Annotated in this window: 23 protein-coding genes; 12 read left to right on the top strand and 11 right to left on the bottom strand. The window is 37.2% G+C overall.

Annotation, left to right across the window (positions count from 1 at the left end; all coding sequences use genetic code 11):
• Positions 1 to 18: 18 nt before the first annotated feature.
• Positions 19 to 780, bottom strand: coding sequence for an SDR family oxidoreductase (locus PRO_RS02435; protein WP_011124630.1), 762 nt, complete (start codon positions 778 to 780; stop codon positions 19 to 21).
• A 162-nt stretch (positions 781 to 942) separates the two neighbouring features.
• On the opposite strand from PRO_RS02435, the gene PRO_RS02440 reads away from it, so the two are divergent.
• The 5 genes from PRO_RS02440 to PRO_RS02460 all read left to right on the top strand — a co-directional run bounded on the left by PRO_RS02440 (position 943) and on the right by PRO_RS02460 (position 4,380).
• Positions 943 to 2,028: a phosphotransacetylase family protein gene (locus PRO_RS02440; protein ID WP_036891726.1), complete on the top strand. Its 1,086-nt coding sequence runs from the start codon at positions 943 to 945 to the stop codon at positions 2,026 to 2,028.
• A gap of 51 nt (positions 2,029 to 2,079) precedes the next feature.
• On the top strand, positions 2,080 to 2,598 hold the full coding sequence (locus tag PRO_RS02445) for a hypothetical protein (protein ID WP_011124632.1): 519 nt from the start codon (positions 2,080 to 2,082) through the stop codon (positions 2,596 to 2,598).
• A 118-nt stretch (positions 2,599 to 2,716) separates the two neighbouring features.
• The gene (locus PRO_RS02450) at positions 2,717 to 3,214 is read left to right on the top strand and encodes a YajQ family cyclic di-GMP-binding protein (protein ID WP_011124633.1); all 498 of its coding nucleotides are present in this window, start codon (positions 2,717 to 2,719) and stop codon (positions 3,212 to 3,214) included.
• Positions 3,215 to 3,271: 57 nt separating this feature from the next.
• A complete protein-coding gene (locus tag PRO_RS02455; protein ID WP_011124634.1) occupies positions 3,272 to 3,484 on the top strand; it encodes a hypothetical protein in 213 nt (70 codons plus the stop codon).
• Positions 3,485 to 3,570: 86 nt separating this feature from the next.
• Positions 3,571 to 4,380 carry a prohibitin family protein gene (locus PRO_RS02460; RefSeq protein WP_011124635.1) on the top strand — a complete coding sequence of 270 codons (810 nt, stop codon included), beginning with the start codon at positions 3,571 to 3,573 and terminating at the stop codon, positions 4,378 to 4,380.
• A gap of 103 nt (positions 4,381 to 4,483) precedes the next feature.
• Here PRO_RS02460 and hemL read toward each other — a convergent pair whose 3' ends face one another.
• The gene (gene hemL / locus PRO_RS02465) at positions 4,484 to 5,785 is read right to left on the bottom strand and encodes a glutamate-1-semialdehyde 2,1-aminomutase (protein WP_011124636.1); all 1,302 of its coding nucleotides are present in this window, start codon (positions 5,783 to 5,785) and stop codon (positions 4,484 to 4,486) included.
• 318 nt (positions 5,786 to 6,103) lie between these two features.
• A complete protein-coding gene (gene xth / locus PRO_RS02470) occupies positions 6,104 to 6,934 on the bottom strand; it encodes an exodeoxyribonuclease III (protein WP_011124637.1) in 831 nt (276 codons plus the stop codon).
• Between the two features lie 143 nt (positions 6,935 to 7,077).
• Here xth and PRO_RS02475 point away from each other — a divergent pair, with 143 nt between their 5' ends.
• From PRO_RS02475 to PRO_RS02490, 4 genes are all read left to right on the top strand, one after another.
• The gene (locus PRO_RS02475; RefSeq protein WP_052040941.1) at positions 7,078 to 7,323 is read left to right on the top strand and encodes a hypothetical protein; all 246 of its coding nucleotides are present in this window, start codon (positions 7,078 to 7,080) and stop codon (positions 7,321 to 7,323) included.
• Between the two features lie 56 nt (positions 7,324 to 7,379).
• Positions 7,380 to 8,003 (top strand): hypothetical protein, encoded by a 624-nt coding sequence (locus PRO_RS02480; protein WP_011124639.1) that lies wholly within the window; start codon positions 7,380 to 7,382, stop codon positions 8,001 to 8,003.
• A 124-nt stretch (positions 8,004 to 8,127) separates the two neighbouring features.
• The gene (gene larC / locus PRO_RS02485) at positions 8,128 to 9,354 is read left to right on the top strand and encodes a nickel pincer cofactor biosynthesis protein LarC (protein WP_011124640.1); all 1,227 of its coding nucleotides are present in this window, start codon (positions 8,128 to 8,130) and stop codon (positions 9,352 to 9,354) included.
• Between the two features lie 275 nt (positions 9,355 to 9,629).
• Positions 9,630 to 10,331 (top strand): hypothetical protein, encoded by a 702-nt coding sequence (locus PRO_RS02490; protein WP_164923206.1) that lies wholly within the window; start codon positions 9,630 to 9,632, stop codon positions 10,329 to 10,331.
• 60 nt (positions 10,332 to 10,391) lie between these two features.
• Here PRO_RS02490 and PRO_RS02495 read toward each other — a convergent pair whose 3' ends face one another.
• The 4 genes from PRO_RS02495 to PRO_RS02510 are packed head-to-tail and all read right to left on the bottom strand — an operon-like array spanning position 10,392 to position 13,938.
• On the bottom strand, positions 10,392 to 11,972 hold the full coding sequence (locus tag PRO_RS02495) for an ABC transporter permease (protein WP_164923207.1): 1,581 nt from the start codon (positions 11,970 to 11,972) through the stop codon (positions 10,392 to 10,394).
• A complete protein-coding gene (locus PRO_RS02500) occupies positions 11,917 to 12,993 on the bottom strand; it encodes a CobW family GTP-binding protein (RefSeq protein WP_011124643.1) in 1,077 nt (358 codons plus the stop codon). Before PRO_RS02500 ends, PRO_RS02495 begins: the two co-directional genes overlap by 56 nt.
• 36 nt (positions 12,994 to 13,029) lie before the next feature.
• The gene (locus tag PRO_RS02505; RefSeq protein ID WP_011124644.1) at positions 13,030 to 13,320 is read right to left on the bottom strand and encodes a 4a-hydroxytetrahydrobiopterin dehydratase; all 291 of its coding nucleotides are present in this window, start codon (positions 13,318 to 13,320) and stop codon (positions 13,030 to 13,032) included.
• Positions 13,321 to 13,377: 57 nt separating this feature from the next.
• Positions 13,378 to 13,938, bottom strand: coding sequence for a secondary thiamine-phosphate synthase enzyme YjbQ (locus tag PRO_RS02510; RefSeq protein ID WP_011124645.1), 561 nt, complete (start codon positions 13,936 to 13,938; stop codon positions 13,378 to 13,380).
• Between the two features lie 363 nt (positions 13,939 to 14,301).
• On the opposite strand from PRO_RS02510, the gene PRO_RS02515 reads away from it, so the two are divergent.
• Both PRO_RS02515 and PRO_RS02520 read left to right on the top strand, forming a co-directional pair.
• Complete coding sequence (locus PRO_RS02515; RefSeq protein WP_011124646.1) at positions 14,302 to 15,843, top strand: carboxypeptidase M32; 1,542 nt, start codon at positions 14,302 to 14,304, stop codon at positions 15,841 to 15,843.
• 26 nt (positions 15,844 to 15,869) lie between these two features.
• The gene (locus tag PRO_RS02520; RefSeq protein ID WP_011124647.1) at positions 15,870 to 16,457 is read left to right on the top strand and encodes an inorganic diphosphatase; all 588 of its coding nucleotides are present in this window, start codon (positions 15,870 to 15,872) and stop codon (positions 16,455 to 16,457) included.
• Between the two features lie 22 nt (positions 16,458 to 16,479).
• On the opposite strand, the gene hemC is transcribed toward PRO_RS02520, so the two are convergent.
• Together hemC and rpoD are read right to left on the bottom strand one after the other, a co-directional pair.
• Positions 16,480 to 17,427 (bottom strand): hydroxymethylbilane synthase, encoded by a 948-nt coding sequence (gene hemC, locus PRO_RS02525; RefSeq protein ID WP_011124648.1) that lies wholly within the window; start codon positions 17,425 to 17,427, stop codon positions 16,480 to 16,482.
• Between the two features lie 153 nt (positions 17,428 to 17,580).
• Positions 17,581 to 18,897, bottom strand: a complete 1,317-nt coding sequence (gene rpoD, locus PRO_RS02530) for an RNA polymerase sigma factor RpoD (protein WP_011124649.1) — start codon at positions 18,895 to 18,897, stop codon at positions 17,581 to 17,583.
• A 364-nt stretch (positions 18,898 to 19,261) separates the two neighbouring features.
• Between rpoD and priA the strand changes: the two genes are divergently transcribed.
• Positions 19,262 to 21,520, top strand: a complete 2,259-nt coding sequence (priA, locus tag PRO_RS02535; RefSeq protein WP_011124651.1) for a replication restart helicase PriA — start codon at positions 19,262 to 19,264, stop codon at positions 21,518 to 21,520.
• Between the two features lie 24 nt (positions 21,521 to 21,544).
• Here the strand turns inward: priA and PRO_RS02540 are convergent, their stop codons facing one another.
• Both PRO_RS02540 and argB read right to left on the bottom strand, forming a co-directional pair.
• Positions 21,545 to 22,645, bottom strand: a complete 1,101-nt coding sequence (locus tag PRO_RS02540) for a DUF3153 domain-containing protein (protein WP_011124652.1) — start codon at positions 22,643 to 22,645, stop codon at positions 21,545 to 21,547.
• Between the two features lie 3 nt (positions 22,646 to 22,648).
• The gene (gene argB / locus PRO_RS02545) at positions 22,649 to 23,563 is read right to left on the bottom strand and encodes an acetylglutamate kinase (protein WP_011124653.1); all 915 of its coding nucleotides are present in this window, start codon (positions 23,561 to 23,563) and stop codon (positions 22,649 to 22,651) included.

Here is a 23,563-nt window from a genome sequence, read left to right on the forward strand (position 1 = left end):
AACTTTTAATCTCCATATTCATTTATTTTCAAAAATTCTAAAATATAAACCTCTAAAAATCTCTGTGATAGGCATTACAAAATAAGTTATAGGATTTGGCGTTACAATTATCAATTTAAACCCTAAAGATGCTTGGCATATTACTTGACTTGCCACCCATTGCACATTCATTATGCCAATAGGATTTAATTTTGAACGGAATGGACCTAATATAATTTTCCTGATTTTTAACTTAGATTTTTCTATTTGAGTCAATGAATTATATTTAAAGCTAACTAATTGTCCAATTAGTCTTTTACTTATTTCATAAGATGGGCTGAATGCAGGTTGTATTTCAGCTTCTGAGGTATTAACCCAAATTTCTTTCTGAGTTGTATTTTCTTTTTCATTAAAAATAATCTTTTCAAAATTTTCAATTAAACGCCAATTACTTAAAGCATTTATTTCAAGTGCAAGGTTTAGCCCTTCACTATCTAGGTTCCCGCCTGGATTGATTCCATGATTAAGAACTAAGACATCGATAGTTTTAAATAGTTCTTCAAGTTCTTTCTCTTTCCCGCATTCCCAATGCACCCACTGCTGGGGACCTTCATCCGAAGTATTATTTTCGTTATAGTTTGATTTATGTGTTAGGCCAATCACAAAACCTCCCTTTGCACGAATTGCTTTGGATAGCGCCATTCCAAGAGTGCCTGAAGCACCAGTGATTGCAATTCTGCGCTGTGCCCAAGGTTGCTTAGAAGCCTCTCTATTAATCATTTCCTTTAGAAGAAAAGACATTTGTTAGAAAAATTTTTAATTATGGAATTTAAGGATGAGATTGAGAAGAGCAATGGACTTTGTAAGAGATAATTCTTTTGATCCCAAATTATTTTGGCAAATACTATTCATAAGGCTAATAGATGATTAAGATTAGCCAGATCTGATTAATGGAGTCCGGTCATGGGTAAGACCTTAATGATCGGGTCTTGTGAGCCTTTTAGTGGGAAGTCAGCTTTAGTATTAGGAATTGCTCGATACCTTAGGGCCATAAATGTATCAGTACGTATTGGTAAGCCTCTTGCTACTAGTATTGAGTTAGTTGATGGTGAAAGGGCATCACAGTCTCATTTAATTGACGATGATGTTAAATTCATTGGCTCAATTATCGGTTTATCGGAAGAGTTGTTAATCCCTTCAGTAGATCTCTTGGCATCAGATACTGCAGAGAAGCGTTTACTTGAATCGGTTCTTGAACCAGGAGAAGGTTTCGAAGGATTAAAAGAAAAATTAGATGATTCTTTTGAGGGCTTAAATCTTCTTGAGGCTGCAGGGAGTATTCACGAAGGATTGCTTTATGGTTTAAGCCTGGAAAAATTGGCTAAGAATTTTGGCTCGAAAGTTTTGTTGGTTCATTTATGGAAGGATAGTCGAAGCATCGATGAGTTGTTAGCAGCAAAGGAGCAGCTTGGGGATAGTCTTTTAGGAGTCGTTTTGAATGCTGTTACACCTGATGAGCTAAAGGAACTTAAAGATAATGTGGTTCCTGCTTTGAAAAAGCTTGAAATTGATGTTTTTGGTGTAATGCCACGTTCACCTCTTCTTAGAAGTGTCACTGTTGAAGAATTAGTTAGACGACTTAAAGCTCGGGTTATATGTTGCTCAGACAAGCTTGAATTAATGGTTGAGACATTAAGTATTGGAGCAATGAATGTCAATTCAGCGATGGAATTTTTTCGTAAGCGAAGGAATATGGCAGTAGTTACTGGTGCTGATAGGACGGATATTCAGTTAGCTGCCCTAGAAGCTTCTACTCAATGCTTGATTCTTACAGGTGCTGGAGAACCATTGCCGCAACTAATCAATAGAGCTGAGGAATTGGAAGTACCGTTGTTAAAAGTTGATAAGGATACTCTCTCCACAGTCGAAGTTATAGAACAAGCTTTTGGACATGTTCGATTACATGAAGCTGTAAAGGCAACTTATGCATTCCGGTTGGTTGAGGAACATTGTGATCTGCAAAGATTATTTAGGTTTCTAGGCATGTAGCCCAATTCCCATGATCATTGCTAGTTTCAAATTAATAACAAGAGAGTATCTTTGAGCCGTAGTCAGTCGCTAGATCTACCCCAAGTCGGTCGTATTGATACTTTGGCCCAAGAATTGGCCTTGTTACAAGATAAGGGTAAGAGGAGAATAGCTTTTTTAGGTAGTAGGCATGTTCCTGTAGTGACAATACACCTCATTGAATTGATTGCGCGTTCATTAGCCCAAGAAGGGCATTCAATCATTACTTCAGGGTCACAGGGGGTTAATGCTGCTGTTATTAGAGGAGTTTTAGAAGTAGAACCTTCCCTGTTAACAGTGTTACTTCCCCAGAGCTTAAATCGTCAACCATTAGAGATTTGCAATTTGCTTGATCAGGTATTGCATTTGATAGAAAAGCCAGATAATGATGATCTTTCTTTGCCCATGGCTAGTAGTTTATGTAATCAAGAAATAATCAGTCGTTGTGATCAACTTATTTGCTTTGCATTTCACGATAGTGAGACTTTGTTAAGCAGTTGCCATAGTGCAGAAGATATGGGCAAGGTTGTAAGCTTATTGTTTTTTGATTAGTTGATCTTTTGCTTAAGATGATTTTTTATAAATACAAGTGGCGTCTTTTACTAGGCTGATCAATTAAATATTGTCGAAATGTTTTCTAGAATTATTATGTGCTTCTTTGGTAATTTTTATGCCAGCTTCTTATTCATTTGACGTAGTTTCTGATTTTGACCGTCAGGAGCTTGTTAATACGATTGATCAAGTACAAAGAGAAGTTTCTCAACGCTATGACCTTAAAGATTCAAATACAGAGCTTAATCTTGTAGACGAAGAGATTATTATTCACACTGCCAGTGATATGACTTTGAAAGCTGTTGTAGACATTGTTTTGCAAAAGGCTACTAAGAGGAATCTTTCTCTAAAGATTTTTGACTTTCAAGATCCTGAAGCCTCATCTGGTAACAGATTGAAGCAAGTTGTTCTTTTAAAGAAAGGTCTTGCTCAAGATGTTGCAAAGAAGCTAAGTAAATCAATTAGGGATCAACTAAAGAAAGTAAATGTCGCAATTCAAGGAAATAGTTTAAGAGTTACAGGAAAGAGTAAAGATGACTTGCAGCTTGCAATAGAAATACTCAGGAAACAAGAGGATGGCCTTGAAATCCCATTGCAGTTTGAGAATTACAGGTGAATATCTGTATCTAATCTCTTATTACTTCTTATGTTTAATTGATAAATTTAAATAAAAATGGATTCTAGCGATTCTGTCTTAATTAATATGTTGGCCTCAAAGTCGTTTGAGATTTTAGATAAATCTAATGAAGACGTAGAAAAGGTTTGTTGGATGGTCGTGCATGAACACCATCATGGCCTAAAGCCTTTTGAATATGACATCAGGGAGATAGATGAGACTCTTTATCTTGAAGTTCTTAAAACAACTAAAGAGAGAATGAAGCAATAATTTTATTTTGATTACATAATTAAAATAATTGAATTAATCACAAAACCAACTATATAAAGATATGCTTTATGAGTTAAGAGAATTCTATGACTAATCCAATTCGCAATGTAACCCCTGGAGGATCAGGTGGTGGTGCTGCAACTTTAGCTCTAATAGTGTCATTTACAGGGATATTATTACTTACACAAGCTTTGTTTATTGTTCCTGCTGGTCAAGTGGCCGTTGTGACTACCTTGGGAAAAGTAAGTGGAGGTGCTAGGCGACCAGGCTTGAACTTTAAAGTTCCTTTTGTACAATCTACTTTTCCGTTCAACGTACAAACTCAAGTTAGGCCAGAGGAATTTGAGTCTTTAACTAAAGATTTGCAGGTAATATCAGCTACCGCAACAGTCAAATATGCTCTTAAGCCAAGTGAGGCTGGGCGGGTTTTTAGAACTATCTCTTACAACGATAGAGAAATCTATAATCGGATAATTAAACCTTCTTTACTAAAGGCACTTAAATCTGTTTTCTCTAAATATGAATTGGTAACTATTGCAAGTTCATGGAGTGATATTTCTTCAATAGTTGAGAAAACTGTTGCAGAAGAAATAAGCCAGTTTGATTATGTAGACATACAAGGGCTTGATCTTACAGGATTAGAAATAGCAGAGGAATATAGAGCAGCGATTGAGCAAAAACAGATTGCTGAGCAGCAACTTTTAAGAGCACAAACTGAAGTTAAAATTGCTGAGCAGGAGGCAATACGTTATGACACACTTAATAGAAGTCTTGATGATCAGGTTTTGTTTAAATTATTCTTAGATAAGTGGGATGGCAAAACCCAGGTTGTTCCTGCATTGCCAGGAACAAATGGTTCGAATACTCCTGTAATAGTGGGCGGTAGAAGAAATTAGATTGATGATTTTAAAATATAAGAAAAGATTTAATTTTTAGATTTATATTATTTTTAATCGATAACAGTCTCTTACTGTTTATAAACTAAGTATTGTATTTGATCTATTGACTTAGTTCGTTAAAACACTCGTTAAATGCCTTTAAAGTTGAGTCAATATCTTCTTCTGAGTGTGCTAATGATGTAAAGCCCGCTTCAAATGCACTTGGAGCAAGATAAACTCCTTTTGCAAGCATTGCTCTATGAAGCTTTCCAAAATAATCAGAGTTTGTTTGTTTAGCTTCTTCAAAATTCCTCACAGGGCCTTCACATAAATAGAAGCCAAACATCCCACTAATACTGCTTCCAGTGATTGGTATGCCAGCTTGTTTAGCAGATTCACATATTCCATTTATGAGCCTGTTCGTAATACTTGCTAAGCGTTCATAGGTACCTTCTTGTTGAAGAATTTCCAATGTTTTAATTCCTGCTGTCATAGCAAGTGGATTTCCACTCAATGTCCCTGCTTGATACATAGGCCCAGCTGGAGCGACCATAGACATGATGTCTTTTCTTCCTCCATAAGCACCCACTGGAAGGCCTCCTCCAATGACTTTCCCCATAGTCGTAAGATCAGGGGTTACTCCAAAGCGGCCTTGAGCTCCTCCATAGCTGATTCTGAATCCAGTCATTACTTCATCAAATACAAGCAGTGAGCCATTTTCTTTTGTTAGTTCTCTGAGTCCTTCTAAGAAACCTGGTTCGGGTTGGATGAAACCTGCATTCCCAACGATTGGCTCCAGAATCACTCCAGCAATTGCATCAGGGTTTTCTGCGAAGAGGTTTTTAACAGCTTCTAGATCGTTATAGGGCGCAGTTAGAGTATTGGAAGTTGTACTTCTTGGAACGCCAGGAGAATCTGGCAGCCCAAGCGTTGCTACCCCTGAGCCTGCTTTGACCAGGAACATATCAGCATGCCCGTGATAGCACCCTTCAAATTTAATTAGCTTATCTCTTCCTGTAAAAGCTCTCATAAGGCGAAGTACCGCCATACAGGCTTCTGTGCCGCTATTAACGAAACGAACCATCTCAACACTAGGAACAGCTTCAATAACCATTTCCGCAAGCTTGTTTTCAAGCTCACAAGGCGCTCCAAAACTTGTTCCTTTTTCTAACGCTTCTTGCAGTGACGCAATAACCTCAGGGTGAGAATGCCCACATATTGCAGGCCCCCAACTTCCTACATAGTCGATAAAGCGATTCCCATCTAAATCCCACGCATATGCTCCCTTAACCCGATCAAAGACGATTGGATCACCATTGACAGACTTAAAAGCACGAACGGGAGAGCTCACGCCGCCAGGCATCAACTCTTGAGCCGCATGAAATACGGCTTGGGAATTACTTGTGTTGAAGGCGTTTGTCACGGCACCTATTTAAATCAGCTGATGACACAGTTGGCCATAATGGCCTAAAAGAGTCGATTAAGTCTAAAACTTCTGTTTTTTTCTTTACTTCAATTGTGGATCTAGGGAGGCTTCCTGGGGAATTATTTTCTGAGCCTTAAAGCCCAAAGGACTTGTAAATAAAGGCTTTTGTGAGTTGAGGCTCATCAAAATTTGCTAGGATTAACACCCTAAAAACCAGTGTGAAATACTGTGATGATTTGATAATAGATCTTAATAATTGCTTTGAAAAACTGATTGGAGAGGTGATTTTTTTTCTCTTAGAGAAATGTTCAAATTTTAATAGAACAGAGAATTTTCGTTATCCTCTTGCGGCGGCCAATTGATATCTACCAAGACAGGCGCATGGTCACTTGGTTGAATGTTTCCACGTGCTTTTTTATGTATTACGCAGCTTCTTGCATTATTAATCAACTCTTCACTTAGATAAATGTGGTCTATCCTCCAACCTTGGTCTTTTTGCCAAGCTCCACTTCGATAGTCCCACCAGCTCCAATGGCCAGTATCTGCCTCGAAAAGTCTGAACACGTCTTCTAGTCGAGTACCTAATACATTTTGGAGAGCCTCTCGCTCGGAAAGACTAGCCATAATGCCATTGTTAAATCGTTTTGGATTATGAATATCCTTTTCTTCAAGAACAATATTAAAATCTCCCATGAGACATAAAGGCTCAGATCTTTCTTCTTGAGATTCAAAGTATTTCTTTAAATGATCTAACCACTTAAGCTTGTATATATATTTTTCAGAATCCAAGGAAGACCCGTTGGGAACATATACATTTACAACTCTTATTCCATTAATCAAAGCACTTATAATTCTTTTTTGTTCATCTAAAAAAGTAGATACTTGATTATTAACAAGCTCGCCGCTTATCCCTAGCCTAATATCATCTAACTTTTGATTGCTAATTAAGGCAACCCCATTATAGGCTTTTTGTCCATAAAAACTAACTTGATAGCCTCTTTTTTCTATGCTTTCCCGTGGAAATAACTTGTCTTCCACTTTTGTCTCTTGAAGGCATAACAAGTCTGGCTGTGTTTCGTCTAGAAATTCTTCTACTTGGCTAAGCCTAGTGCGAATTGAGTTTACATTCCAAGTTGCAAATAACACAGTTCTATCTTTTAGGTTGTTGTTGGTCTAGAATAGGGTTGATTTAATCTTTAGCATAGACGATGAATCGATGTTTTACCTCCGTAAAATATATATTTTGCATAATACTTTTTAGTCCAATTTTCTTTTTCATTGAATATTCTTTGCTTAAAAGAGATAGTTTCCTTATTGCAGGTACAAATGACCTACAACAAGAAAAAGATATCCATTCTTCTTTTGAAGAGTCCAATGATTTATATTTCCCTTCTAATCCCATGGAGTTAATGAATGTTTTAAGGAGCATGGAATCGATGAAAGATGGAACTTCTCCCTCAGATGCAATTGATGATGCCTTAAAGGCTTTTGAAGATGAAAACAAAGAAGATTCTTCTCTTGATATTGATTTTTAATGAGTATTACCAAAAAAAGGGCTAGATTTTATTCTTATTAGGAGTGTCTTTTCTAAATGCGAGACCATCCAATCCCTCCAGTTACCGAACTATTGCAATACAGAGCAATAGGAGTTGTTAGAGGTAGGTATTTACCTGAGGCACCTGAGTGTTTTTCTCGTGGATTGATAGTGGATGAGAATGGCGAAGAAATAGAGGCTGTTGTACTTGGGAGGGCGATTAGTCTCATAAAAAGGCGCTTAAAAGCAGATGCCCCACATTTGTGGGTTGTTTACCCTAGATGCAGAGATGAGGAACATTTACATTTGCAAATTAGTGGCATTTGGGAACCAAGTACGCTTACCAATGTAAGCAATACGAAAAAAACTAATAAGAAAGCTGATGAGAATGAAGACAAATTAATTGAGAGTGTTTCAGATCAAGTTAAAGAAGGCGATGATTATTTTTCTATTCGTGGTGAATTGATATATACGAAGCCAGAAACTAAAGATTTAGTTTTAAGGATTCGACAGAAGCCAAAGAAAAATGGTAAAAAAACTTTTCCATTTAAACTCCATTTGAAAGGTGAATTATCACTTGACTTCCTAAGACATTTTGTAAGCTTAGATGTAAGGAGAATGGGACAAAAGCTATATTTAGAAGATAATGAAGTAATTGGCCCTGTAAAAGCTAAAAAGTAATTAATATGTTTTGAGCTTTAGAAATATGAATACTCACAAACTGTAAAAACACTTTTTAACTCATAATTATAAAAGTCCCAATAAAATTTTAATTGCCAGCCTCTTTTTCCTTCTTTCCAATTAGATGAAATCTCTTTTTATTGATTCCTCGACTGGAATTTCAGGAGATATGCTATTGGCTGCCTTCCTTGACTTGGGCGTGCCTTTTGATGCCATAAATGCCCCTTTAAAATTGTTGGGACTTGATCATTCCTATTCTCTGCGAGCTGAAGAAGCAAAAAGTTTTGATTTAAGAGGCTTGAAGGTTTTTGTAGAAGATAAAGAGTTAAACCACCCCAATCGTCATTGGGTGGACATTCGTACATTGATTGAAAGCTCTTCCTTAAAAAAACTACTTAAAGAAAAAGTTTTAAAAGTTTTTAAACTTTTAGCAGAAGCAGAAGCTTCTGTTCATGGGATTGATGCTGACCAAGTTCATTTTCATGAACTCGGTTCTATCGATTCATTGGTAGACATAATAGGAGTATGTGCAGCAGTAGACTATTTAGAACCCAGGAATATTTTTTGTTCTTTTCCACCAGCTGGTTCAGGTTTAGTTCAGGCTGCTCATGGTTACTTACCAGTACCAGTTCCGGCAGTTTTACAACTTGCCAAGGCTCATAAGATTAAACTTGTCTCTGATGAAGCCTCTTGCGGTGAAGTAACTACTCCTACAGGACTTGCTTTGTTGATTGTTTTAGCAGATTCATTTTTAAGACCTAAAGTTTTGAATATTAATTCCATTGGAATTGGATTAGGTCATAGGAAGCTGCAGAGGCCAAATCTACTAAGAATTTGTTTATTAGAAAGTGATAGTTTTACTTCTTCTAGACTTATTGAAGAAGAGCTTTGCTGGGAAGAAGTAATAATTCAAGAGACATGGATAGACGACTCTTCTCCAGAAGACGTGTCGCTTCTTATTGATGATTTAAAGAGAGCTGGTGCGATTGATGTGAGCTCTCAATCAATACAAATGAAGAAAGGGAGGACAGGAGTATGTCTCACTGCAATTGTTAAACCGGAACTTGCAGCAAAAGTCCGATTGATTTGGTTTTCTTTTGGTACAACAATAGGATTGAGAGAAAAAACTGAAGGACGATGGGTTGCAAAAAGGCGAGCGGGCACTTGTGAAACTGTTTTTGGGAAGGTATTAGTTAAGCAAGTTCGTCGCCCTCATGGGAAAGTAACTATAAAGGTTGAGCATGATGAGTTGATACGAATAAGTACTGAAAAAAAACTGCATATCGATGAGATTAGAAAGGAAGTTTTATTATCTTTAGATACTTTCTCACCACTAGAAGACTGGAGGTGAGGAGTATTCTTTTTAAGAAACTTTTGCTAACGATATTTTCGATTTTTAGAAGTACAACCTTTAAAGGTTGGATCAAGTTGCTTTTAACCTCTTTAAGCTTTGGTTTTGTGGCGATTACAATTTTTAAGAACTTTGAAAAAATAACCCAAGAGTCATTACCTAAAGAATCAATTGTGCTTTTAATAATAGGATTTTCTTTTAGTGTACTGAGCTTGATTGTTAATAGCTTGGCTTGGAGCTCCCTTCTCACCTGGTTAGGCTTCAATCAGAAGAATATGAAAATCGAAAAATTATTTTTGAAAACAAATTTGCTTAAGTATTTGCCTGGTGGAATATGGCATTTTTTAGAGAGATTTCGTGTCTTAACTACTTATATTTCGCCAACGCAAGCTTTTTCTTCTGTATTGCTTGAACCTTTTTTAATGTTATCTGCATCATTATTTTTAGTCCCTATTGCTGGTCTGAAAAATATTATGTATGTGGCATTCTTCATTCCTTCATTTTTATTGGCTAGAAGATGGAGAGGGTCTTTGCTTATGCAATTGGGTGCATCTAAGCTCCTTGATTTTAAAAAGCTTGGAGCGAAATTCTCTTTTAATAGAAATGAAATTCAATCTTCCGAACCTATTTCCCCTTATCCCATTTTGGCATTTCTAATAGAAATATTGTTTGTTTTTCTACGATTTGCTTCTTTTTGGCTTTGTCTTAAAGCATTCTCAATTGAAACCTATCTTCCTATTGTGAATTGGATATCTTTATTTTCTTTTGCATGGTCTGTTGGCCTAATAGTTCCATCTGCTCCTGGCGGAGCAGGCATATTTGAATCCTTTATTTTGTTGTTTGCAAGAGAACCAATACCACAAGAATCCCTTATACTCGTATTATTGTCTTATAGGCTTTTGGTTAGTTTGGCAGATATATTAATAGCTTTAATTTTTTCATTTAAGAAGCTAAAAAAACTAAGACTTATTGTATGAAAAGTATTGATTTCTATTAAATATATCTTGTGATTTCTCGTTTATTTAGAATAAGCTAGTTTAGATAGATTTGTTTTTATAATCTAGGCTAGGCATCAATGCAATAGATGCAAGCAAACCTAATAAAAGTACAATTAGTCCCGGGATAATTGATTCTCCCATTCTTTCATCCCCTGCATATTGAAATATTCTGACGGAAAGAGTATCAAAGTCAAACGGTCTTAGGATAAACGTTAGAGGTAGTTCTTTAATTGTATCGACAAAAACTAAGAGAGAACCTACTACTAAAGGACCTTTAAGTAGAGGTAAATGTATGGTTTTTAAAACCCCTGTCCAATTTGCACCAAGGCTCATTGCTGCTTCATCAATATTAGGATTAATTCTTTCGAAAGCTGAATCTATACCACCTTTAGCTACAGCAAGAAATCTATCTGAATACCCCCAAAGAAGAAGTATTAAAGCAGGTAGGTTCCATACAGAGCCTGAGAATGAAAGAAGTGCAAGAGCTATCACTGCTCCTGGTATTGCATATCCAAGACCTGAAAGAAAAGAAATACTTTTCATCCACTTACTCTTATTCCATCGTGAACAAATGCTGAGAAAGATTGCGCCTAAAACTGTTAAGCCAGAAGCTATCAGCCCGAGCATTAAACTTCGAAATGTTAATTGAACAAGTTCTATATCAAACCCTTGTAAGAGTTGATCTGAATTGATAATTGCCCAATAAAAAGGTACCCCTAGAGTAAATAAAGGAGGCATGACAGAAAGTGCCTGAGCAATAGTGGCTCTAAAGCCTTTTAATACCCATGCAGGAGATTCTGCTCCAGTAATTCCTTCGGTCCACCTACGACTTCTTTTTCTTAGCCATTTTTCGTAAGCTACAAGGACAAGAACAACAAGTAATGCAATAAAAGCAAGTGCTATGGCTCCTGAGGGATTTCCTTTAATGATCCAGTTTTCAACAATTCCTGCAGAGAGACTTGGGATGTTGAGTAATTGAACAGCTCCAAGCTCATTTATTACTTCCATTCCCATAAGTGCTATTCCTGCACCTATCGCAGGTGTGGCCATGGGGAGAGCAATTCGACGAAAGCTATTCCATGGACCTATACCTAGGCTGCGACATGCTTCAAGTTGACGTTGCCCACATTTTGCAAAACTTTCTGCGCTTAAAAGAAAAACATAAGGATATGTAGTTAAAGACATAATTAAAATCCCCCAAAACATTCCATGAATCCTTATTCCATGAATGCTTCCAATATCTATTAATATTGCTGATAGAAGATATGCAGGTGTGGCTAATGGTAAAAGTTGAGCAAGCCTTAAGTATTTGCGTCCTTTGAATCGACAATTTGCTAAAAGCCATCCATTAACTGTTCCCAATGTTCCTCCAAACAATGAACTAAAAAGAACCAAAAAGAAAGTACCTTCTATTTGCTTCAATCCATCTGGGCCAAGTCCTATATCTCCTCCTCCTAAGCTGGTCAATCCTTCCCTGATTAAATTGATAATAGGCAACAAAAAAATAACACATAGAAGGATTGAAAAGATTTCTAGGAATATTCTTCTTTGTTGGGGAAATGTTTTAGACAATATTACTTTCTCCAAAACCTTGTCCTGAATCTTTGGAGACGCAGGCATTTAGTTGATGGTTTATTTTTTCATGATCGAGATCTTTACCAATGAGAACTAATTTGTTTGTTTTTTCACCATTCCATTCAGAATCATCAATTGAGAACCTTTTACCTGCAAGATGAAATATATAACGCTTATCACTCTCTGTAAACCAAAGTATTCCTTTTGCTCGAAAAACGGATGATGGTAATTGATTGTCTAGAAAATTTTGAAATTTTCTAAGAGAAAATGGCGCTTTTTCTTTAAATGAAAGTGATGTATAGCCTTCAATATTGCTTTGCTCTGAGGTTGTGTGATTATGCTCTTGATGAAGATCATCATGTTTACATAGTCCATGTTCATGGTCACATTTACTGTGATCTTCCATTGGCTCATTATGTAGTTTGTCTGACTCAAAAAGGCCTACACTTAGCAAGAGAGCAAGAGGAGCTTCTGCTTGTTTCGTTTTTAAGATTCTAGGATCATTTTTTATAGTAAAAAGTTCTTTTTCTATGTAAGATAATTTTTCTTCATTTACAAGATCACATTTATTTATAAGTAAGATGTCTCCATGGATTAGTTGGGATCTTGCAATTTCACTTCCTAATAGGCCATCATTGAAGTTTTCTGCATCTATAAGTGTAATAATTGAATCAAGACGAGTGGCTTCTCTTAATTCATTCCCAAGAAATGTCATAGCAACTGGCAGAGGATCTGCAAGCCCAGTTGTCTCAACAATAATGTAATCTATTGATTTATCTTGTGTAATTATTTTTTCAACTGCATTAACTAATTCTCCATTTATAGAGCAACAAATACAGCCATTGCTTAATTCAATCATTTCTTCACCAGTGCGTATAATAAGATCATTATCTATCCCTATTTCGCCAAACTCATTTACTAATACGGCTGTTTTTAGACCTTCCTGATTTTGTAAAATGTGGTTAAGTAGAGTTGTTTTGCCGGACCCTAGAAAACCCGTTAGAATTGTAACAGGTACAGTTGATGCTTCTTTGGAAATTTGAGTAACTTCTGAATCAATAGTCATTGTCTTAGATTTGTTTTTGGGTTAGTAGAATCAATCTTACTCATATTTAATGGCATCAATTGCTTTTGCAAGTTTATAATCAAGCATGGTTATACCTCCCATATCATGGGTACTTAAGCGTATGATTACTTCAGAATAAATATTAGTCCATTCTGGATGATGAGATAGAGACTCAGAAATAATTGCGATTTTAGTCATGAAGCCAAATGCTTCAATGAAATTTGTAAATTTGAATCTCTTGACTAGTTTACCTTCAGCTTCTTCCCAAGTAGGTAATGATTTTCTTAACTCTTGGATCTCCTGAGATGATAAAAGTTTGTTTTCCATGTAATTTGGTTGTAGGTTTCGTTACTGTTTTATTAAATAGTTAATTTGATCAAATAATTAATTGATTGAACTATAATTATTTAATGCAATTTTATTAATTTTGGAAGAGTGAGTATTAATTGAAGTTGTGTTTAAAGTTACATGAGAATCTGGTGGCTTGGGTTTAAGTGTCTCACATATTGAATGCAGGTTTATATTCCTAATATTGTCTGAATATCTATGCTCCCAGAGGTATACTGCTTGCCATACTCCAAGATCTAGCTTTGATTCGTTAATGCTAAGAGTTAGAGAGCTTGATGTAAGAGTTGTTCGAATATGAGCTGGCATATCATCAACTCCTTCTTCCGAATGAAGATACTTTTCTATTTTCCCATTATCAAGAATAGATTTGAATCCTATTTCCGGAACAATTGCTTTCATATAAGCTGAAAGATCTTCCAATACTCTTGGATCAGCATTCTCATTAATTATCAAGCTGCAACTAGTGTGCTTTGAAGTAATAATCAAAATTCCTTTTCTAATTTTCTTTTTTTTAATCCAGCTATTAATATCATTAGTAATGTCTGTAAACCCTTCACCATGGGTTTTAAGCGAAAGCTCTGATAGAAATTGTTCCACTTATACAATTTAAGAACTTATGGAACTAGAGATAGTACTCAATGACTCTAGTTCTTTAACGATAGCTATCAATTGTTTTAATTAATGAAATGCAGTGATTTCCTTAAACTACAAATTCAAAACAATCTTTACAGTTGCTTCAACGCAAGTTTCGTAAGCTTGTAAAACCTTTTATCTTTTGGGTTGAAAATGCATTAAGTAGAATTCAATCATCTTGAAGTGGATAGTCTTTGCTTTCAAGTTTGTTAAAAGTGATGATTCCAAATTAATTAGTTAATGGTAATCACTAATAAACTCTCATAGATACACCTTTTATTTTAAGATGACATTACCCTTACTAAAAATCAATAATCATCGAAATCATTGACTAATAACGCGTTAAACAAGCTGGGGAGATATCTTCGAGAGACTCAATTGCTTGGTTCTATTCACAGCACCCTTTATTGGGACCAAAACACAACTATGCCAGCTGGAGCGGCCTCATGGAGGGGAGAGCAATTAGGTTTGTTAGCCAAGGTTTTGCATGCTCGGCAAAGTAGTGATGAATTTGACGATTTAATTAAAGAAGCTAAAGAGGAATTGCAAATACAATCTGTGATTGATCAAAAAGATGCTCTCCAGAAAGGAAGGAATATAGAACTGTTAGAGATAGAGCTTAGTCGTCAGAAAAAGCTTGATTCTAAATTAGTTGTTGAAATAGCCACTGCCCAAACAGATGGATACGCTCTTTGGCAGGAAGCTAAAACTAAAAATGATTACAAAAGATTCGCGCCCGCGCTTAAAAAATTAATTACCTTGAGGCAGGAACAAGCTAAACAGCTTGATGAACCTCGAAGTTGTTGGGAAACTCTTGCTCAACCTTATGAGCCTGATTTAACAATTAAACGATTGAATGAATTGTTTGACCCACTTAGGACACGTTTGCCGGAATTAGTAAATAAAGCAAAGACTGCTTCTTCTAAAAATACAATTAATTGGGACTTAACTGAGAGATCCCAGCTTAAATTGTGCGAACGTTTGCTTAATAAATGGGGGCGGGATAAACATATTACTTGCCTGGGGAGATCTCCTCATCCTTTTTCAATCACACTTGGTCCGCAAGATTTTAGATTAACAACTCGTGTTGTACCAGAGCAACCTTTTTCTTGTTTTCTGGCTACTGCTCATGAGTGGGGGCATTCACTTTATGAACAGGGTCTCCCTTCTCAGAGTCATCAGTGGTTTGCATGGCCATTAGGACAAGCCACCTCTATGGCGGTTCATGAGAGCCAATCCCTTTTTTGGGAAAATAGAGTTGCTCGAAGTAGAGCTTTCTCAGATAGTTTTTGGGTCAATTTCTCTAATGAAGGAGCTCCTGTGCAAAGTGGCTTAGATCTATGGAGATCAATTAATCCATTAGTCCCAGGTTTAAATCGTGTTGAAGCCGATGAAGTTAGTTATGGGATCCATATCCTTATTCGTACTGATCTGGAAATTGCATTACTTCAAGATGGATTAGAAGTTTGGGATCTTCCTAATGAATGGAATAAGCGATATAAGGAATTACTAGGGGTTATCCCTAAAAATGATTCTGAAGGATGTTTACAAGATGTTCATTGGAGCGAAGGCGCTTTTGGATATTTTCCGTCTTATCTTCTTGGTCATTTGATTAGCGCTCAGCTCTCAGAAGCTATGTCGATTGCTCTTAAAGAAGAAGGTTATCGAAGCGACGATCCTCTGGGCGAATGCATCTTAGAGGGATCTGAACACAAGCTTCTCAATTGGTTGAGAAAAGAAGTTCATCATCATGGCCGTCAGGTGAATGCTGAACAATTGGTTGAGAAGGTCACCGGAAGAAGATTAGCTAGTAATGCATTTTTGAATTATTTAGAGAATAAGTTAGAGATGCTTACTAGTAGCTCTTAAGATGCTTGTTATAAATATTGTTATCTATGGCCAATCTTGACAAAGCACCTAGTCGAAGCATGCCAAATTTGCTGCATGTTCTACCTGCTTTTGCTGATGAAGGAAGCTTGCGAGTTAACACTATTGTTGAGCTGAACTCCAATACAATCAACAAATACGAATTAATTACTGAAACTGGGCACTTGAAGCTTGATCGAGTTGGATATTCTTCATTGGCTTATCCATTTGCGTATGGATGCATTCCTCGTACTTGGGATGAGGATGGAGATCCTTTAGATATTGAGATTGTTGGAGTTACTGAACCTTTGATACCAGGATCAATTGTTGAAGCACGAATAATTGGTATTATGACCTTTGATGATGGAGGGGAAGTTGACGATAAGGTTATTGCAGTGATTGCAGATGATAAACGATTAGATCATATAACTAGTTATGAATTGCTAGGGGAGCACTGGATTAATGAGACTACTTATTATTGGGAGCATTATAAAGATTTAAAAAAGCCAGGAACTTGTACCGTCAATGGTTTTTTTGGAATTGAAAAAGCCGTGGAAATCATAAAAACTTGTGAGAGACGTTATCTTTCTGAAATTGAGCCACAGTTAGTTGATTGAGAATGGTTTTATTAGGTTGAATTCACGCTCGTGCTTCTTTGAAAATCACTTCTAGTATTTCCATTGCTCCTTGCGATTTAAGAGTATTTGCTAGCTCTATCCCTATTGTTTCCGGGTGCATACTAGAACCTGTTTTTGTATCTCTTATTAGCTGTTTACCATCAAGGCTTGCAACCATGCCAGTAAGGATGAGCTCTTGTCCCTGAATTTTACTGTTGACTCCAATAGGGACTTGACACCCCCCTTCTAGTTCCTTTAGAAATGCTCTCTCTGCAAGGCATCTTAAAGAAGATTCTTTATGTTCTAGAACTTTTATGATTTGGAGTATTTCTTCTTTGTCTTTTACGCACTCTATTCCTAAAGCTCCTTGCCCTACGGCATGAAGTGATATTTCACTAGGAATTAGTTGATGAATTCTGTTACCAAAACCAAGTCTTGTTAACCCTGCAGCTGCCAAAATTAAACAATCGTATTCGCCTGAATCTAGCTTCTCTAAGCGTGTAATTACATTTCCACGGACATCTTTGAAAATAAGGCCTGGATAATGGTGTCGGAGTTGTGCTAAGCGTCTTAAAGAACTTGTCCCAACAACGGATCCTTCAGGAAGATCGTTGAGTTGGTAATTCTTATATTTTTTATTTACAACTAGAGCATCTGCAGGATCTTCCCTTTTAGTTATGCACCCAAGCATTAACCCTTCAGGAAGGTTGGTTGGAAGATCTTTTAAAGAATGAACTGCGATATCTGCACGACCAATCAGCATTTGAGCCTCAAGCTCTTTGGTGAAAAGACCTTTGTCTCCAATTTTGGCAAGTGCTACATCAAGAATTTTGTCTCCTTGAGTTGCCATCGCTTCTATGGAAATGTCAATGCTGGGGCAGGCTTTTTCAAGCTCTTCCTTTACCCAGTTTGTCTGAACCATGGCTAGTTGGCTGCGTCGTGAAGCAATACGCACTTGGTCTAGAGCCATTAGCAATTCTTGTTACTTGATTACCTTACTCAAGTGGCCTGACCTTATGTAATGGTCTTAGACATACGTTTACTTTATCTGATCCTTTTAAAAAGATTTTTGTGGATTTCTTTTAATGTTTATTTTGAATAGGGTTTATAAAAAACAGAAGCTTTACTTAATGTATTCCTTAAGTACACCATTGCGGTTGGGATGACGCAGTTTCCTCAGTGCCTTTGCCTCAATTTGACGAATTCGTTCTCTAGTGACATCAAAGATTTGACCTATTTCTTCGAGGGTTTTCATTCGACCATCATCAAGGCCATATCGCAATCTGAGCACATCTCTTTCTCGAGGGCTAAGAGTAGCAAGTACCCCTTCCAGGTCTTCTCTTAGAAGTGTTTTGGCAACGTCTAATTCAGGATTTTCCGAATCTGATTCGATGAAATCACCTAAACGAGAATCTTCTTCTTTCCCTATAGGCGTCTCTAATGAGATGGGCAATTGAGCACTTTTGGCGATAAAACGTAATTTTTCAATGGTCATCTCCATGCTTTCGGCAATTTCTTCTTCACTTGGTTTCCTGCCAAATTCTTGACTTAGAACTTTTGTTGTTTTTTTGATTCTTGAAATAGTTTCATAGAGATGAACAGGGAGCCTAATCGTACGACTTTGGTCTGCAATTGCTCTGGTGATTGCCTGCCTGATCCACCAAGTTGCATAGGTTGAAAACTTATAACCTTTCTCATGATCAAATTTCTCTGCAGCGCGAATTAATCCAAGACTCCCTTCTTGAATTAGATCTTGGAAAGAAAGTCCTCTGTTCATATATTTCTTTGCAATTGAAACTACTAATCGAAGGTTTGATTGGACCATCTTTTCTTTTGCGCGTCTGGCAAGCATTAACCTGCGGCGGAATCTTGCCATTGGCATGTTTACTAAGGCAGCCCATTCTTTTTTAGTTGGGTAATTGCCATGCTCACTTTCAAATTGAATAGCAAGTTCTTCTAAATGAAGGAGGTCTGCAATCTTTCTTGCAAGCTCTATCTCTTCATCAGGCCTAAGGAGCCTTATTCGACCAATCTCTTGTAAATAAACCCTTATTGAGTCTTCTGTATAAACTCCTTTTGGGCCAAGTTTGATGCTTGCAAGAGCTTTTTCTCTTGCTTCTGCGTCTGTCAAATCACCAATAAGTGAATCATTGTTTTGTATATCTAAAGACGCACTCTCTTCATTTTTCATTTCAGTTGCATTTAGTAGTTGATCAGCTGCAATTTCAAGGTTTTCATCTGAAAGAATTGGCTCGGTAGGATTATTTTTTTTAGTGATTGAAGTAACAGCTTTTTTCTTGGAAGTTGATTTCTTTTCAGACAAGTTCTTGCTGTGTTGATTTTTCTGACTACCTTCTTTCAGTAAAGATTTAGTTTTTTTAGATTTAGTTACATTGGATTTCTGCTTTGTAACAGATTTTGAGGAGGTAGCAGAGGTCATTTTAAAAAAAACTCAAAAAGGACAATAGATATTTTGAAAATATGTTTATTAATTAGTTTCAATCACAGCCTAATAAAGGTTGACGTTCGTTCATTCCACAAAGAAAAATCAAATAACCTCTAATTGGTAAATGGTTTTATTGGGAATAAAAAAATTGAACCTTTATGAGATTGAAAAAGGGTTGGTGCTTACGACAGAACTGTTAGGGGCTTTCTCAGGCAGGCTAGGCTTTTGCGGGGACTACCTCGCTGGCCGAGCTTCTTGCCTTCCCTCTGAACAGAATTCTGTATTGTTCAGATAACAGCGTTATGCTGCAACTCTTTAAGTTTATGAAAATTTGCTGAAGTAGGCAACTGTTTTTTTTATGAGCACTCGCGAAATAGATGTATGGCTTGATGTAGGGAGGGAAGGACGTTGTTTTACTTATAAAGATGGGAAGCATTTAGGAGTTGCAGCTGGCGATATCGTTCTTGTGCGATTGAAGGGGAGATCTATGCATGGACTTGTTGTTACAATTAATGAGAGACGGTCGTTCCAAGAAAACAGTATTGATAGTGATAATAAAAAGATTATTCTGACGAATATTGAGGCTGTTTTGCAAAAGGCAGCAGTTGAACCTACTTGGAAAGAATGGCTAGATGCAACAGCTGCCAAGTGTCATATTAGTTCTTTTAAAATGTTAAAAACTGCTTTGCCTCCAGGTTGGCTTGGCCAAAAGAAAAATAGTAATGCTGTTCAAAAAAACTTATGGTGGATTACTTTAAAAAATTTAGACTCTCCAGTAAATGTTCTCTCAACTAGACAACAAGATTTGCAATCAGCTCTTCTGAAATATGGAGGAGGAGCTTGGCAGAAGACTCTTCTATTGGATGGATTCTCATTAGGATTCATAAAAGGTTGTCTTCAAAATGGTCTTATAACACGACAGAAGCGTCTTGCGACTCTTGACAAGAATAAAGATTCCATAAAAGTCTCCAAGTCTTTTGTTGAAAAAGAATCAGTAGGTTGCCTTACTGATGAACAAGAAAAAGCATTAAAGTTATTTGGTGAAATACCTCCAGGTTCAGCTTTACTTTTGTGGGGAGTAACTGGGTCAGGGAAAACAGAGGTCTATTTGCAGATGGCAGCAAATGTGTTGTCTGAGGGTAGGCATTGTTTAATCCTTGCTCCTGAAATTGGTTTGATACCACAACTTGTAGATCGTTGTTCAAGACGCTTTGGCGCAAATGTCTTGGAATATCATAGTGGCTGTTCTGAAAAGCAAAGAGTTAGTGTTTGGCGAGATTCTTTGATGGCTGATAAGCCAGTTGTTGTTGTTGGGACACGCTCATCTATCTTTTTACCTTTGTTCCCTTTGGGCTTAATTGTTCTCGATGAAGAACATGATAGCTCCTATAAGCAAGAATCACCTATGCCTTGTTATCACACAAAAGATTTGGCTTTAGATCGTGCACGAAGAACAGGGGCGAAAGTTGTGTTAGGCAGTGCAACACCAGCATTATCTACTTGGAAGGATCTAAAGCCTGAAGGCCCTATTCACTTGGCAAGATTAACAAGCCGTATAGCACATAAACCTTTGCCTGCAGTAGTCGTTGTCGATATGCGTCAAGAGTTGGCTGATGGACATAGGCAACTTTTAAGTAGGCCATTGATTGATCGGCTTGCTTTGTTGCCAGAAAAAAATGAACAAGCAGTTATTTTGGTCCCTCGAAGAGGATACAGCAGTTTTTTAAGTTGTCGTAGTTGTGGAGATGTAGTGCAATGTCCAAATTGTGATGTTTCTTTAACGGTTCATCAAGGACGTGATGGACAGAAATGGCTGCGTTGTCATTGGTGTGATTATCGAGCAAGTGTTCAAATGAGATGCAAAGAATGTGGTTCAGATGCTTTTAAACCATTTGGTGCTGGGACTCAACGTGTGATGGAGAATTTGGAGGCTGAGCTCAAAGGACTTAGATTATTGCGATTTGATAGAGATACGACGCGCGGGCGTGACGGTCACCGTCGTCTTCTTGAAAAATTTGCAGCTGGCGAGGCAGATGTTCTCATCGGAACTCAAATGCTTGCTAAAGGTATGGACTTGCCAAAAGTGACTCTGGCAGTAGTTCTTGCTGCTGATGGCTTATTGCATCGACCTGATTTGTTTGCTGAAGAGCAATCTTTGCAGCTTTTTATGCAATTGGCAGGTCGTGCTGGACGAGGAGAAAAACCCGGAAAAGTTCTTATACAGACTTATTCCCCAGAACATCCAGTGATTCTTCATCTTGTTGATGGAAGTTATGAAAGCTTCCTCAAAAAAGAATCTGACTTGAGAAAAGATGCAGGCTTAGTCCCTTATAGCAGAGCATGCCTGCTGCGTTTGTCTGGGGAATCCGCTGCCTTGACAGCGACTTCCGCTACTGCAGTAGCGGAAATTATAAGACCTTTATGTGAAAAGACTGGATGGTCCCTTTTAGGCCCTTCCCCTGCATTGATAGAGAAAGTTGCTGGCAAAAGTCGTTGGCAACTTTTGCTTCATGGTCCAGCCTTAAGTCCGTTGCCATTACCTAGTGGTAATCAACTGTGGAGGTGTATACCAAAAGATGTCAACTTGTCGATTGATCCCGACCCTATTCAGCTTTGAAAATCAGATATTTCTCTTCACTTTTTATGGAGGCAATTCAGGAAACCCAAAACCCATTTTGAGCTTTAGGGTTTGTAAAATCATGCTAAACCCCATGATTAATATGATTAGAAGGGTTCCTAGCCCTAGACGACTCCATTGCCATCTGTGGAGGAACAATTTATTTATTTCTCCATTTTGGAGTTCCCATTTTAAATTATTGTCTAATAAAATTGGCTTGACAGGATTACCTTTTGGATTATTTTTACTAGAGGCAGGATCTAGGAATATTGCAAGATTTAAATTTGGTATATCAGGAAAATCTCTAAGATCAATGTTTAAGTCAAGTTGTTGATCTATACCAATTAATAAATTCCTTTCTGTTAAATGAATGCTAGAAGATGGTGCTTCAAAACCAGCGGCATTGGCAGCAATTGAAATTATATTTTGTAGGAGAATATCTGCATCATTAGAACTTAGAGAAGGTACTTCAAATAATTGCTTCCCGTTTTTATTAGATGATATATTTGCCTGAGGTGATATACCTCTAAAGCCTTCTTGTAACTTTTCTTGCCATGGTAATAACTGATTTGAATTACTCGATATCTCCCATGATAGTTTTATACGGTCTGGACCTATTATCTTTATATTAGTCTTAAATTGAACACATCCACTCAGGAGAATAGTTAACAGGAAAAGAATAATTGTCGTGAAGAATGTGAACCCTAGTCCTGGGTTTTTAGTTATACCCGTTGCTGGAATGTCAGGATGTTTTTGATGGTCAATATTTTTATTATTACTTTTTATAGATTTTGTAATTTCATTATCTAAATCTAAGACTGGTATATTTATTGACCACTCTGAAGGCCTCTCTAGCTTCGGTGAATTTAATATAGAGATAAGGTACTTAGCATGTTGACGAATTGAATCATCTTTATGTTTTAAAAGAGTTTCACAGATAGAAATGGCTTTTTGACTGTCTCCTTGACCAATAAATGCTGTAGTCATTAATATCCCAATCTGCCCACCTTTCTTACTGGTCAAAGGATCATCTTTCAAACACGACTCTAGAATTAACAAGCATTCTCTATATTGACCACTGGCTAAAGCATCTTCAGCCGTTTTTAGAGTCGCTTTCCGACTCATCCTTTAACTCCGACTAACAATCATTGTCCCTATCCCTTTGTCAGTAAATACTTCTAGGAGAAGAGCATGTGGGATGCGACCATCAATGATATGTGCTGCATTAACACCTTGTGCCAAAGCTCTTATACAGCATTCAGCCTTTGGTGTCATGCCACCGTTAACCACTTCTTTGTCAATGAGTTCACGCATATCTGATAGGCGTATATTCTGGATTAGCGATAAAGGATCGCTTTTATTTTTTAAGATGCCGGAAGTATCGGTTAATAAAATCAGTTTTTCTGCTCCTATGGCTGCTGCAATCTCTCCAGCTACTGTATCTGCATTGATGTTGTAATTAATTCCCTCAACTGAAGAAGCAACGCTAGAGATAACAGGTATATAACCATTTGCGATCAGAGGTTCAATCACATCAGCATTAACACGAGCAACTTCTCCAACAAGGCCATAGCTACCATCACCCCATGGACGGGCTTCTATAAGCTTGCCATCAATTCCACATAAGCCGACAGCAGAGGCTCCCACTTTATTAATCCCATTGACGATTTGCTTGTTAACTCTTCCTATTAGGACCATTTCCACTATATCCATTGTGTTTGAATCAGTGATTCTTAAGCCATCACGGAATTCACTTTTTATTTCAAGCTTTGTTAACCAGTGATTGATTTCAGGTCCTCCTCCATGAATAATCACTGGCTGTGCGCCAACGCTTGAAAGTAATGCAATATCACGAAAAACAGCTTCTTTCAGACTTTCTTTTGACATTGCAGAGCCACCATACTTAATAACAATTCGGCGACCAGCAAATTTTTGGATATATGGGAGGGCCTCGCTAAGAACAGATACCCTTATTGCATCATTTTCTCCATGGTCTAGTGGGAGTGAATTAATCCCTTCTGTTGCTAGGTTATTAGATTTCAT

Source organism: Prochlorococcus marinus subsp. marinus str. CCMP1375 (assembly GCF_000007925.1).
Lineage (GTDB): Bacteria > Cyanobacteriota > Cyanobacteriia > PCC-6307 > Cyanobiaceae > Prochlorococcus_E > Prochlorococcus_E marinus.